The sequence below is a fragment of the Micromonospora sp. AMSO31t genome, assembly GCF_008868175.1.
In the GTDB taxonomy this organism is placed as follows: Bacteria; Actinomycetota; Actinomycetes; order Mycobacteriales; family Micromonosporaceae; genus Micromonospora.
In genome coordinates this window covers 25403-37582 of sequence record NZ_WBKT01000012.1, presented here as the reverse complement: position 1 = coordinate 37582, position 12180 = coordinate 25403, and the positions used below count along the sequence as shown (strand labels likewise).

The 12180-nt window shown below is 71.6% G+C and carries 13 protein-coding genes and 1 pseudogene; 10 read left to right on the top strand and 4 right to left on the bottom strand.

The window, feature by feature from the left end:
* Positions 1–418: 418 nt before the first annotated feature.
* A complete protein-coding gene (locus tag F8274_RS04890; RefSeq protein WP_151461073.1) occupies positions 419–1366 on the bottom strand; it encodes an N-acetylmuramic acid 6-phosphate etherase in 948 nt (315 codons plus the stop codon).
* Positions 1363–2277: a MurR/RpiR family transcriptional regulator gene (locus tag F8274_RS04885; RefSeq protein WP_151461072.1), complete on the bottom strand. Its 915-nt coding sequence runs from the start codon at positions 2275–2277 to the stop codon at positions 1363–1365. Before F8274_RS04885 ends, F8274_RS04890 begins: the two co-directional genes overlap by 4 nt.
* A gap of 301 nt (positions 2278–2578) precedes the next feature.
* On the opposite strand from F8274_RS04885, the gene F8274_RS04880 reads away from it, so the two are divergent.
* Positions 2579–3265 (top strand): SDR family NAD(P)-dependent oxidoreductase, encoded by a 687-nt coding sequence (locus F8274_RS04880; protein ID WP_151461071.1) that lies wholly within the window; start codon positions 2579–2581, stop codon positions 3263–3265.
* Here the strand turns inward: F8274_RS04880 and F8274_RS04875 are convergent.
* The gene (locus tag F8274_RS04875; protein ID WP_151461070.1) at positions 3250–3981 is read right to left on the bottom strand and encodes a dTMP kinase; all 732 of its coding nucleotides are present in this window, start codon (positions 3979–3981) and stop codon (positions 3250–3252) included. The two genes, F8274_RS04880 and F8274_RS04875, sit on opposite strands and share 16 nt — an antisense overlap.
* Positions 3982–4133: 152 nt before the next feature.
* Between F8274_RS04875 and F8274_RS04870 the strand changes: the two genes are divergently transcribed.
* The 5 genes and pseudogenes from F8274_RS04870 to F8274_RS04855 all read left to right on the top strand — a co-directional run bounded on the left by F8274_RS04870 (position 4134) and on the right by F8274_RS04855 (position 6547).
* Entirely contained in the window at positions 4134–4715 is a 582-nt protein-coding gene (locus F8274_RS04870; protein WP_091269725.1) for a nucleotidyltransferase, read from the top strand.
* A 56-nt stretch (positions 4716–4771) separates the two neighbouring features.
* Positions 4772–4981, top strand: a complete 210-nt coding sequence (locus F8274_RS04865; protein WP_225853614.1) for a hypothetical protein — start codon at positions 4772–4774, stop codon at positions 4979–4981.
* A gap of 10 nt (positions 4982–4991) precedes the next feature.
* Positions 4992–5769, top strand: a pseudogene (locus tag F8274_RS04860) (metallophosphoesterase).
* A complete protein-coding gene (locus tag F8274_RS31155) occupies positions 5760–5906 on the top strand; it encodes a GPGG-motif small membrane protein (protein WP_189197857.1) in 147 nt (48 codons plus the stop codon). Before F8274_RS04860 ends, F8274_RS31155 begins: the two are co-directional and overlap by 10 nt.
* Before the next feature lie 146 nt (positions 5907–6052).
* Complete coding sequence (locus F8274_RS04855) at positions 6053–6547, top strand: TspO/MBR family protein (RefSeq protein WP_151461067.1); 495 nt, start codon at positions 6053–6055, stop codon at positions 6545–6547.
* A gap of 36 nt (positions 6548–6583) precedes the next feature.
* Here F8274_RS04855 and F8274_RS04850 read toward each other — a convergent pair whose 3' ends face one another.
* Positions 6584–7357, bottom strand: a complete 774-nt coding sequence (locus tag F8274_RS04850) for a M23 family metallopeptidase (RefSeq protein WP_151461066.1) — start codon at positions 7355–7357, stop codon at positions 6584–6586.
* A gap of 262 nt (positions 7358–7619) precedes the next feature.
* Here F8274_RS04850 and F8274_RS04845 point away from each other — a divergent pair, with 262 nt between their 5' ends.
* The 4 genes from F8274_RS04845 to F8274_RS04830 all read left to right on the top strand — a co-directional run bounded on the left by F8274_RS04845 (position 7620) and on the right by F8274_RS04830 (position 12173).
* Entirely contained in the window at positions 7620–8960 is a 1341-nt protein-coding gene (locus tag F8274_RS04845; protein ID WP_151461065.1) for an ABC transporter substrate-binding protein, read from the top strand.
* Between the two features lie 71 nt (positions 8961–9031).
* Positions 9032–10078, top strand: coding sequence for a carbohydrate ABC transporter permease (locus F8274_RS04840; protein WP_151461064.1), 1047 nt, complete (start codon positions 9032–9034; stop codon positions 10076–10078).
* Position 10079: 1 nt separating this feature from the next.
* Complete coding sequence (locus F8274_RS04835; protein WP_151461063.1) at positions 10080–11039, top strand: carbohydrate ABC transporter permease; 960 nt, start codon at positions 10080–10082, stop codon at positions 11037–11039.
* Between the two features lie 63 nt (positions 11040–11102).
* Positions 11103–12173 (top strand): LacI family DNA-binding transcriptional regulator, encoded by a 1071-nt coding sequence (locus F8274_RS04830; protein WP_151461062.1) that lies wholly within the window; start codon positions 11103–11105, stop codon positions 12171–12173.
* Positions 12174–12180 lie beyond the last annotated feature (7 nt).

Genomic DNA, 12180 nt, shown 5'->3' with positions numbered 1-12180 from the left:
TAGGTGCTGACACCTACACAACAGATGAGACGCGTCGGGGATTCCATGTCGTGAGTCGAAACTGTCACGAATGCCTGAGTAGTAGCTGAGAGCCCGGTCCATGTTTGCTGTCAGGACCCCTGCTCGGGTGCCTCGCGTACGCCCCGGTCGGAGGGCGTCGGAGCAGCGGAATCGTCGTCCGCTCAGGAAATCGCACCATTGCGAATTCCATGAACACAGCGACCCGCGTCACCGCGTGATTGCGATCCTGGTCACTGCGAGATACGCGCTCGCGGGCCGGTCGGTTCAGCCACCGGTGAGGATTACCCCACGGCTGGTTGAACAATCCGCAGCGGGAGATGCGTCCCCTCCCGCCACGTGACGCGCGTCGCACCCGTGGTGCGGGGGCGGCCGGGAGGGGACCCGGCCGGCGGAGGCGTCAGGAGGCGAGCAGGGCGAGCGCGCCACGCACCTGGTCGGCGGAGCGGGCCAGGGCGGCCCGGGCCGCGGAGACCTCGGCGCCGGAGACCAGCGAGACGAGGGCGGTCTTGAGGTCGCCGTCCGCCTCGTTGAGGGCGACGCGGCAGACCTCCTCGGCGCAGCCGGTGGCCTCCATGAGGATCGAGATCATCCGGCCACGCAGCTTCGCATTGGTGGCCACCATGTCGATCATCAGGTTGGAGTAGACCCGGCCGAGGCGCACCATCACCGCCGTGGAGAAGGTGTTCAGCACCAGCTTCTGCGCGGTGCCCGCCTTCATCCGGGTCGACCCGGTGACCACCTCCGGTCCGGTGTCCACCCCGATGAAGACGTCGACCGACCCGGCGGCGTCGGCCTCCGGATTGGCGCAGAGCAGCACCGTCGCGGCCCCCTGCGCCCGGGATGCGGCGAGCGCCCCGAGGACGTACGGGGTGCGTCCGCTGGCGGCCAGTCCGACCACCAGGTCGCCGGGGCGTACGCACTCGGCGGCCTCGGCGGCGCCGCCGCGCTCGTCGTCCTCGGCGTCCTCGACGGCCCGCCACATGGCGTCGGGACCGCCGGCCAGATGGGCGCAGAACCAGTGCCGCGGCGAGTTGAAGGTGGGTGCCAGCTCGGCGGCGTCGAGCACGCCGAGGCGACCGGAGGTGCCGGCGCCGAAGTAGTGCACCCGGTTGCCACCGCGCAGCGCGGCGACGGCCAGGTCGACGGTCTCGGCGATCTCGTCGAGGACGGCGGCCACCGCGGCGGGCACCCGCCGGTCCGCCTCGTTGATGACGGTGAGCACGTCCCGGGTCGACATGAGGTCGAGGTCGAGGCTGTGCGGGTTGCGCCGCTCGGTGGGGGCGCCCACCCGGACCACGGGCCGCACGGCGGCCACCTCGTCCCGCTCCACCCGGCCCGCCGTCATGCCCGCCTCCGGCCGGCGCCCACCCGGTGGGACTGGACGGCTTCGGCGGTTGCCTCGAGGGCCTTCCTGGCCTTGGCGCGGTTCCGCGCGGCCACCCCGACGAAGAGGCAGTCGACGACGGTCAGCTGCGCCAGCCGGCTGGCCATCGCGCCGGAGCGGTAGGTGGTCTCGCGGGCCGCGGTGGTCAGCACGTGGTCGGCGACCTCGGTGATCGGCGAGCGGGGGAAGTTGGTCAGCGCGACCGTGGTGGCGCCCCGGGCGCGGGCCTGTTCGAGCACCTCGATGACGTCCGAGGTGGTGCCGGTGTGCGAGATGCCGACCGCGACGTCGCCCCGGCCGAGCAGGGCGGCCGAGGTGAGCGCGGTGTGCACGTCCGGGAAGTAGAAGGCGGTGCGGCCGATGCGGTGCAGCTTCTGCTGGAAGTCCGAGGCGACGAAGCCGCTGGCGCCGGCGCCGTAGACGTCGATCCGGCCGGCCGCGACGATCGCCTCGACCACCTGCTCGCAGACGGCGGGGTCGAGCTGCTCGGCGGTTTCCTCGACGGCCCGCGCGTCGTTGAACGCGATGGTGGCGATGATCTGGGCCAGGTCGGCGCCGGGCGGGATGTCGCCGCCGACCACGCGGGCGTCCGGTGGCTCGATCCGGCGGGCGGCCTCGGCGGCGAGCCGGATGCGCAGCTGGGGGTAGCCGTCCATGCCGACCGACCGGCAGAACCGGATGACGGTGGCCTCCGATGTCTCGGCGGCGGTGGCGAGGTCCGTGATGGTGCGCCGGGCGGCGTCGGCCGGATCGGAGACGACCAGCCGGGCCACCCGCTGCTCGGCCGGGGACAGCGAGGGCAGCAGGCCGCTGATGTGGACGATCAGTCCACCGGGCTCGTGACTCGCAGAAATCTTCGGACTCTTCGCCACGGATGAAACTTACTTTCATGAGGCGTGACCGTCAACCATGACGGCGCGTATCCGGAAAAGTACCCCGTTCCGCGCCCGCTTCCCGTGCCAAGGGTCCCATTCCCGCAGCCCGGCCGCCTCCCCCGCTCCGGTCGACTCCGCCGATCCGGCCGACCGTCGGCTCGGCCGTCGCGCTCGCCGGGTCGGCCGGACGGCCTCGCGGAGGTCACCGGTCGGACGGGCGCGCAGGTCAGCCGGCATCGACCGGGCCGGATGCCCGCCCCGGTCACCGCCCCGCCGGCCGGGCGGCTAGCGTGGGCGCATGGCGGAGCGCACGGTGCTGGTGACCGGCGGCACGGGCGGGCTGGGCGGCGCGGTCACCGCCGCCTTCCTCGCGGCCGGCTGGCGGGTGGTCGTCCCCGGACGGGAGGGCAGCGGGAACACGCCGGCGGCCGGGCCCGTCCACGTCACGGCCGACCTGCTGGACCCCGACGGGGTCGCGCGGGCGGTGGCCGTCGCCGCCGCCGAGCCGACCGCGCCGCTGCGGGCGGTGGTCAACCTGGTCGGCGGGTACGCCAGCGGCGGACTCGTGCACGAGACGCCGATCGAGGAGTTCGACCGGATGCTCCGGGTCAACCTGCGACCCACGTACCTGGTCACCCAGGCCGCGCTGCCACACCTGGTGGCGGCCGGCGGCGGCGCCGTGGTCTGCGTGTCGGCCCGGGCCGCGGTGGCACCCTTCCCCGGCGCGGCCGGCTACGCCACCGCCAAGGCGGCCGTGCAGGCGTTCGCCAACGCCGTGGCGGTGGAGTACCGGCAGCGCGGGGTGCGCTGCAACACCGTGCTGCCCAGCGTGATCGACACCCCGGCCAACCGGGCCGCCCAGCCGGACGCCGACCACGGCCGCTGGGTCCCGCCGGCCGAGATCGCCGCGGTGATCCGCTTCCTGGCCTCCGAGGAGTCGACGCCGACCAGCGGGGCGAGCATCCCGGTCTACGGGCGGGCCTGAGCCGGCACCGGTGCGCCGCGCCCCGCCCCGCCCGAGGGCGGGTCGGTGCCGTCCTGGCCCGGGCCGGCCGGGGGCGGCGGGTCGCCCGGGAGCCACTCGGTCAGGTGCGCGCGGATCCGGCGGGACACCTCCTCCGGGGTGCCGCTGCCGTCCACCACCACGAAGCTGCCGTACTCCGGCAGGGTCCGGTACGCCGTGGCCGCGGCGCTGAGCCACCGCATGCTCTCGTGGTCGGTGCCGCGCCGCTCGATCCGCCGGTACGCCTCGGCCGGGTCCAGGGTGAGCAGGAAGGTGACCCGGGGCGGCGGGAAGACCCGGTAGCCGGCCCGGGCCAGCCGCTCCCAGCGTTGCCCGCCGTGCGCCCGGATGCTGGCGTACTGGCAGGCGGACCAGCGGTCCATCACCGCCGTGCGGCCGGTCACCAGGCAGGTCAGCAGGGCGAGCGCGATGGCCAGCCAGCGGAGCACGGACTCCAGGGCGAGCAGCCCGTTGCGCCCGACGAGCCGCTGCGCGTCGGGCCGGCCGACCCGCTGGGCGAGCCGGCCCAGCCAGCGGCGGCCGCCGGCGTTGCGGTGATAGGTGGCGGGATGGCCCGCCGCCGTGAGCGCCTCGGCGAGCCGGTGGGCCTGGGTGGTCTTGCCCGAGCCGTCGATGCCGATCAGGGCGACGGCGCGCAGTCGGGCCCCGCCGCGCCGCACCCACAGTGACCTGGCCACCCTGTCGAGGCTATCCGACCCGTGCTCACCTTCGGCGGTTTGTCCGCATTGTCACCGCCACGTCGGGGCGCGTCCTCAACAGGTGTGGCCGACCCGTTCGCCGGGTACGCAACTTCATTCCCACCGCCACCCACGACGACGGGAGACCCAGAATGGCCGAGCGCGGGGACGAGACCCTGGTGCACACGCTGAAGAAGGTCGCCGCCGTGCTCAAGCAGTCCGAGATCCCCTTTGCGCTCGGGGGGAGCTTCGCCGTGTACGCGCACGGCGGCCACTCCAGCGACCACGACGTGGACTTCCTGATCCGGCAGCAGGACGTGGACCGGGCCCTGGAGGCCCTGGTCGAGGCCGGCTTCACCGCCGAGCGCCCGCCCGAGGACTGGCTGGTCAAGGTCTACGACGAGGGCCGGATGGTGGACCTCATCCACCGGCCGATCGAGACTCCGGTGACCGAGGAGACCTTCGCCGACACCATCGTGCGGCCGGTCGACGCCATCCACATGCCGGTGCTCTCGGCCAGCCAGCTCATGGTGCACAAGCTGCTGAGCTTCTCCCAGCACTACTGCGACTTCGCCCGGGCCCTGCCGCTCGCCCGCTCGCTGCGGGAACAGATCGACTGGGAACGGGTACGGAAGGAGACGCAGCACTCGCCGTACGCCGAGGCGTTCCTGGTGCTGCTCGACCGGCTCGACGTGCTGCCCGGCGGCGCGTCCGGAGGAAGGGAAACCCCGTGACCGGACACCACGGCGACGCGCCGCCCGACGAGTACGTCGAGGCGGAGATCCAGAGCATGCTGGCCGAGGACCCGGACGTCGCCGAGCAGGGCATCACCGTGGTGCGCCGCGAGCGCGGCCTGGTGCTCTACGGCGAGGTGGAGAGCCCGCACCGGCGGGAGGAGATCCTGCGGCGGGTGGCCGAGCGCTTCCCCGACCTGCCGGTCACCAGCGACATCGGCGTGATCCGCACGCAGGCGCCCACCCAGGTCGAGGAGCTGCCGTGAGGGAGGTTCGATGGTGATCCGCATCGCCGCCGTCGGCGACGTGCACCTGGACGAGGACGTGGTCGGCCGGTTCCGGCCGGCCCTGGAGGAGCTGCCCGACTGCGCCGACGTGCTGCTGCTCGCCGGGGACCTGACCCGGCACGGCACCGAGTCCGAGGCGCGCTGCGTGGCGCAGGAGTTCGGCGACCTCGGCGTGCCGGTCATCACGGTCCTCGGGAACCACGACCACCAGTGCGACGAGGTGCCGCAGGTGGTGAAGGTGCTGGAGGACGCCGGCATAACGGTCCTGGAGGGGACCGGCGTCGTGCTGGAGTGCGCCGGCGGCCGGCTCGGCGTGGCCGGGGCGAAGGGCTTCGGCGGCGGGTTCGCCGGGCGGTGCGCCAGCGACTTCGGCGAGCCGGAGATGAAGGCGTTCGTCCAGACGACCAAGGACAGCGCGGACTCCCTCGGCGCGGCGCTGCGCGGGCTCGACTGCGACGTGCTGGTCGCGCTCACCCACTACTCCCCCGTGCCGGACACCCTCGCCGGCGAGCCCCTGGAGATCTACCCGTTCCTCGGCTGCTACCAGCTCGGGCAGGCCATCGACTCGGCGCCCACCGCGCTGGCCCTGCACGGGCACGCCCACCACGGCAGCGAGCGGGGCACGACCCCGGGCGGCGTACGCGTCCGCAACGTCGCGCACCCGGTCATCAAGCAGGCGTACAGCATCTTCCACCTCGGTGATCACCTGGACTGAGAAGCAGGTTTCCCGGATCCGACGAACGGGTATCCGGCCGACATGGAGCTGATTCTCTGGATTCTCGCAGTCGTACTGGTGGTCGCCGGCATCCTCGCGCTGTTCCGCCGGCAGATCCTGTGGGGCATCGTCCTCATCATCGTCGGCCTGCTGGTCGGCCCGGGTGGCGTCAGCATCTTCAACAATTAGCCGTTCGACCTCCCACCACCCTGTGACCCGCCGGGGTCGTCGGATCCGACAGCCCAGTCCTCCCAGACCGGGGCTCCGGATCCGGCGACCCCGGCGTCGCGTTGTGCGGGCCGGTTTGCCCACGGCGCGGCCGGGCACCCGGTGGGATGACCATTTCGGGAACCATCCGGCGGGTCGGGCGCGGCCGCAGGTGGTGGGCGCTGCTGGGCTTCGGCGCCGCGGTGACCGTCGCGGCGGCCGTCGGCGCGCTCGGCGTGCGCGACACGCAGCAGGAGTACGCCGATCTCGCGCAGCCGGCGTGGGCGCCGCCGCCCTGGCTCTTCGGCCCGGTCTGGACCGTCCTCTACGGGCTCATCGCGGTGGCCGGCTGGCTGGTCTGGCAGCGGGCCGGCTGGGGGCCGGCGCTCGGCGCCTGGGTCACCCAGCTGGTGTTGAACGCGCTCTGGACCCCGCTCTTCTTCGGCGCCGGCCGCTACGGGCTGGCGTTCGCCGACATCGTGCTCATGTGGCTGGCCATCGGGGTCACCGTGCGGCTGTCCGGGCGGGTGTCCCGGCCCGCGGCGCTGCTCCTGCTCCCGTACGGGGCCTGGGTGACCTTCGCCGGCGCGCTCAACCTCGCCATCTGGCGGCTCAACGAGTGAGGGGCGCGGGGCGGTCGGCCCCGCGCCCACCTCGGGTCAGCAGCGCGGCACGCCGGGGATGTAGCCGTCGTAGCCGGTGTAGACGTACGCGTCGGAGATGAACCGGCCGGAGCCGATCCGGTCCCAGATCGAACTCGTCCCGTAGGTGCCGGTGACCGTGGTGCCGCTGGTCTGGCAGTAGATGGTGACGCCGGCGCCGTCGGCCACCGAGCCGACCGCGCTGTAGCCGGTGCCCGGGCCGGAGCGCACCGTCAGGGCGGCGCCCGCGGTGTTCACCGTGCCCGCCCCGGTGTTCGCGCCGGAGCAGCCGTTGTCGCTGGTGTAGGTCTTCGTGCCCCAGTAGAGGGCGAGCGCCCCGTTGAACCGGGCCTGGATGTCGTTGCCGTTCAACCGCTGCTCGTAGTGCAGGTGCGGGCCGGTCGAGCCACCGGTGCTGCCCACGTAGCCGATGACCCGGCCGTAGCCGACGGTCTGCCCGACCGAGACGTTGAAGCTGCTCAGGTGGGCGTAGTAGGTGGTGTACCCGTTGCCGTGGTCGATCCGCACGTACTTGCCGTAGCTGGTGCCGCCGAGGTCGGTCACCCGGTCGACGGTGCCGGGCGCGCTGGCCACCACCGGGTCGCCGAGGTCGTCGGTGCGGTTGAAGTCGATGGCGTAGGCCGGGCTGTGGTCGGACCGGGTCTGCCCGGACCAGGACTGGTTGCAGGGGAACGGAACCTTGAAGGTCGGCGCGGCCATGGCCGGCGCCGCCGGGACCAGGGCCACGAGGACCGCCGCCACCGCCGCGAGGCTGAACCAGCGTTTGCGCATCCACTGCCTCCTATGTTGAAAGTTTTCGATCTGATTCGGACAGCGTGGCAGAAAGTTCCATCGATGGGAAGGGGTCTCCCAAGCGATCGTTAGGCGGAGCGTGGGAGCGCGCCCACGGCCGGTGAGCGGGTTTCGGGATTGTTACCGGGCCGTGTCCGGCAGGGGGTGGACCGGACGCGATGCAAGCGCTTACATGTGGGGACGACCATCGGACCGGCGCGGGTTCGATTTCCCCCACGCGCCGGCAAGGAAGGAGATCGGCATGGCGTTTGCCAGATCGCGCCAGGCTCTCGCGATCGCCGGCGTTCTGGGGCTGGCGCTCGGCGTCGCCGCCTGCGGCACCGGCAACGACAAGAAGAGCGGCAACGCGAGCAAGCCCGAGTGCGCCGCATACGAGAAGTACCAGGGCCACGACGGCAAGAAGGTGACGATCTACTCGTCGATCCGGGACATCGAGGCCGACCGCCTGGACCAGTCCTGGAAGCAGTTCGAGGACTGCACGGGCATCGACATCGACCACGAGGGCTCCGGCGAGTTCGAGGCCCAGCTGGGCGTCCGGGTCGACGGCGGCAACGCCCCCGATCTGGCCTTCATCCCGCAGCCGGGTCTGCTCAAGCGGTTCGTCGACTCGGGCAAGATCAAGGAGGTCGGCGCCGACACCAAGGGGCTGGCCGAGCAGAACTTCTCCCCCGACTGGCTGAAGTACAGCACCGTCAACGGCAAGCTCTACGGCGTGCCGCTCGGCTCCAACGTGAAGTCCTACGTGTGGTACTCGCCGAAGACCTTCAAGGAGAAGGGCTGGAGCGTCCCGACCACCTGGGACGAGCTGATCGCCCTCAGCGACAAGATCGCGGCGAGCGGCACCAAGCCGTGGTGCGCGGGCATCGAGTCCGGTGACGCCACCGGCTGGCCGGCCACCGACTGGATCGAGGACGTGCTGCTGCGCACCCAGGGGGTGGAGGTCTACGACCAGTGGACCACCCACGGCATCCCGTTCAACGACCCGAAGGTCGCCGACGCGGTCGACAAGGCCGGCACCATCCTCAAGAACGAGAAGTACATGAACGGCGGCTTCGGCGGAGTGAAGAGCATCGCCACCACCTCCTTCCAGGAGGCCGGCACGCCGATCACCACCGGTAAGTGCGCCATGCACCGCCAGGCGTCCTTCTACGCCAACCAGTGGCCGCAGGGCACCAAGGTGGCCGAGGACGGTGACGTCTTCGCGTTCTACTTCCCGGCCGTCGACCCGGCCAAGGGCAAGCCGGTGCTGGGCGCGGGCGAGTTCGTCTCGGCCTTCGCCGACCGTCCCGAGGTCCAGGCCGTGCAGACCTACCTGGCCTCCGGCGAGTACGTCAACAGCCGCGCCAAGATCGGCGACTGGCTGTCGGCGAACAAGAAGCTCGACATCAACAACGTCCCGAACCCGGTGGACAAGCTCTCCGTGCAGATCCTCCAGGACCCGAAGACCGAGTTCCGCTTCGACGGCTCGGACCTGATGCCGGCCGCGGTCGGCGCGGGCACCTTCTGGAAGGGCATGGTCGACTGGATCAACGGCAAGGACACCACCACGGTGCTGAACGGCATCGAGGGCAGCTGGAAGTGATCTGAGGCGGTGGCCCGGTCCGCGACGCGGGCCGGGCCACCGCCCGCAACCGAACCCTTGAAGGAGGGTCGATGGAGTTCGACTTCGCGGCGGAACAGCCGAAGTTCCTCATGCTGATGTACGGGCTGATCGCTTTCGTCGCGGTGGTGGGCGGGCTGCTCCTGCTCCTCGACGTGGTGCCGGCCTGGTTCTCCCGCCGCCGGGAGGAGCGGCTGGTCGCCGCCGTCGCGAGCGGCGCGCCCCTGCCCCGCCGGCGCAAGCCGCGGGAGGGCCTGATCGCGCTCTTCTTCCTGTTGCCGACACTGCTCTTTCTCGTCATCGGACTGGTGGTGCCGGCGATCCGGACCACCCTCCTGTCGTTCATGGACAAGGACAGCAGCCACTGGGTGGGCCTGGCCAACTACACCTGGATGTTCTCCGAGGACTCCATCGTCCGGGTGCTGATCAACAGCCTGGTCTGGGTGCTCCTCGTGCCGCTGGTGGCCAGCGCGTTCGGCCTGATCTACGCGGTGCTCGTTGACAAGGCCCGGTTCGAGGCGGTGGCCAAGTCCCTGATCTTCCTGCCGATGGCGATCTCGTTCGTCGGCGCCGCCATCATCTGGAAGTTCGTCTACGCCTACCGGGGCGACGGCGACCAGATCGGCCTGCTCAACCAGATCGTCGTGAGCCTCGGCGGCGAGCCCAAGCAGTGGCTCCTGGAGTCGCCGCTGAACACCCTGCTGCTCATCGTGATCATGATCTGGATCCAGGCCGGCTTCGCCATGGTGGTGCTCTCCGCCGCCATCAAGGCCATCCCCGCGGACATCGTGGAGGCGGCCCGCCTCGACGGAGTCTCCCCGTGGCAGATGTTCTGGCAGATCACGATGCCGAGCATCCGGCCCGCGTTGATCGTCGTGGTGGTGACGCTCTCGATCGCCACGCTCAAGGTCTTCGACATCGTGCGGACCGCCACCAACGGCAACTACGACACCAGCGTCATCGCGAACGAGATGTACAACCAGGCGTTCCGCTACGGCGAGCCCGGGCAGGGCTCCGCCCTCGCGGTCTTCCTCTTCGTCCTGGTCATCCCGATCGTGATCTACCAGATCCGCAACCTGCGTCAGCAGCGGGAGGGCTGAGATGACCACCGCCACCCCCACCGTCGGAGCCGGCGTCCAGGCCACCGCGAAGCCCAGCCGGGCCGCCCGGGTCCGCAAGCGGCTGAACAGCCGCACCGCCACCCTGGTCTCGATCGCGCTCGCGCTGCTCTGGACGGTCCCGACCTTCGGCCTGTTCATCTCCTCGTTCCGGCCCGAGGACCAGATCAAGACCACCGGCTGGTGGACCTTCTTCAGCGACCCGCAGTTCACCCTGGAGAACTACCAGGAGGTGCTGTTCAGCACCGGCTCGTCGGGGCAGCTGGCCAGCTACTTCATCAACTCGCTGGCAATCACCATCCCCTCGGTGCTCTTCCCGATCGCCTTCGCCTCACTGGCCGCGTACGCGCTGGCGTGGATCAACTTCAAGGGCCGGGACTGGGTCTACATCGCGATCTTCGCGATGCAGATCGTGCCGCTGCAGATGGCGCTCGTGCCGCTGCTGAAGTTCTTCTCCACCGGTGTCACGATCGCCGGGATCCAGGTGCTTCCCGCCTGGGATCTGGTCGACGAGCAGAAGTTCGCACAGGTCTGGTTCGCGCACACCTGCTTCGCGCTCCCGTTCGCCGTCTACCTGCTGCACAACTTCATCTCGCAGCTGCCGGGCGAACTGATGGAGTCGGCCCGGGTCGACGGGGCCACCCACCCGAAGATCTTCCGGACCATCGTCCTGCCGCTGATCACCCCGGCGCTGGCCGCGATCGGCATCTTCCAGTTCCTCTGGGTCTGGAACGACCTGCTGGTCGCGCTCATCTTCGCCGGCGGCGGCGACGAGACCGCCCCGCTGACCGTGCGGCTCGCCGAGCTGGCCGGCACCCGGGGCAACGAGTGGCAGCGGCTGACGGCCGGCGCGTTCGTGTCGATCGTCGTACCGCTGATCGTGTTCCTGTCCCTCCAGCGCTTCTTCGTGCGGGGCCTCCTCGCCGGCAGCGTCAAGGGCTGATCCGCTGCTCCGCCGCCGCCGGTCCCCCGGCGGCGGCGGGCGCGGGTCGGGAGCGGGGAGCCGATGACGAAGATTGACGATGTCGCCCGCCTGGCCGGGGTCTCCACGGCCACCGTGTCCCGGGCGCTGCGCGGCCTGCCGACGGTCTCGGCCGCGACGCGGCGCCGGGTGCTCGCCGCCGCCGAACAGCTCCAGTACGCGGTCTCGCCGAGCGCCTCTCGGCTGGCCGGCGGGAAGACCGGCACGGTCGCGGTGGTGGTCCCCCGGATCACCCGGTGGTTCTTCGGCACGGTGGTCGAGGCGGTCGAGGACTACCTCCACCAGAACGGCTACGACCTGCTGCTCTACAACCTCGGCGGGCGGGAGCAGATCCGGCAGCGCGTGCTGCGCCCGGCCAGCCTGCAGAAGCGGGTGGACGCGATCATCCTGGTCGCCACCCCGCTGCGCCCGGCCGACCTCGCCGCGCTGACGAAGCTGGCCCTGCCCGGCGTGACGATCAGCTCCGGCAGCGGGGTGCCCGGCTGGCCCTGCGTCCGCATCGACGACGTGGCCGCGGCGCGGACCGCCACCCGGCACCTGCTCGACCTCGGCCACACCCGGATCGCGCACATCTCCGGCGACCCGGACGACGAACTGGCCTTCACCACCCACCTGGACCGGCGGCGCGGCTACGAGGAGGCGCTGCGCGCGGCCGGGCTCCGGCCCGATCCGAGCCTGGACGTCGAGTCGCAGTTCACCGTCGACGGCGGCACCCGGGCGACCGCCGAGCTGCTGGCCCGGGGCGAGCCGCCGACCGCGATCTTCGCCGCCTGCGACGAGATGGCCATGGGCGCGATGACCGCCCTGCGCGACGCGGGCCTGCGGGTGCCGCAGGACGTCAGCGTGATCGGCATCGACGACCACGACCTGTCCGGCGTGCTCGGGCTCAGCACCATCGCCCAGCCCGCGGCCGAGCAGGGACTGCTCGCCGCCCGGCTGCTGCTCGACCCGCTGGGCGGGCGGGTCGCCGACCCGTACGCCGGGCTGGTGCCGGCGCAGCGCGGCCCGGAAACCGACCCGCGGACACCGACCTCGGTGATCCTGCCCACTCGCCTGGTGGTGCGCGAATCGACCGCGCCGCCCCGGGCAAACTGAACAGATT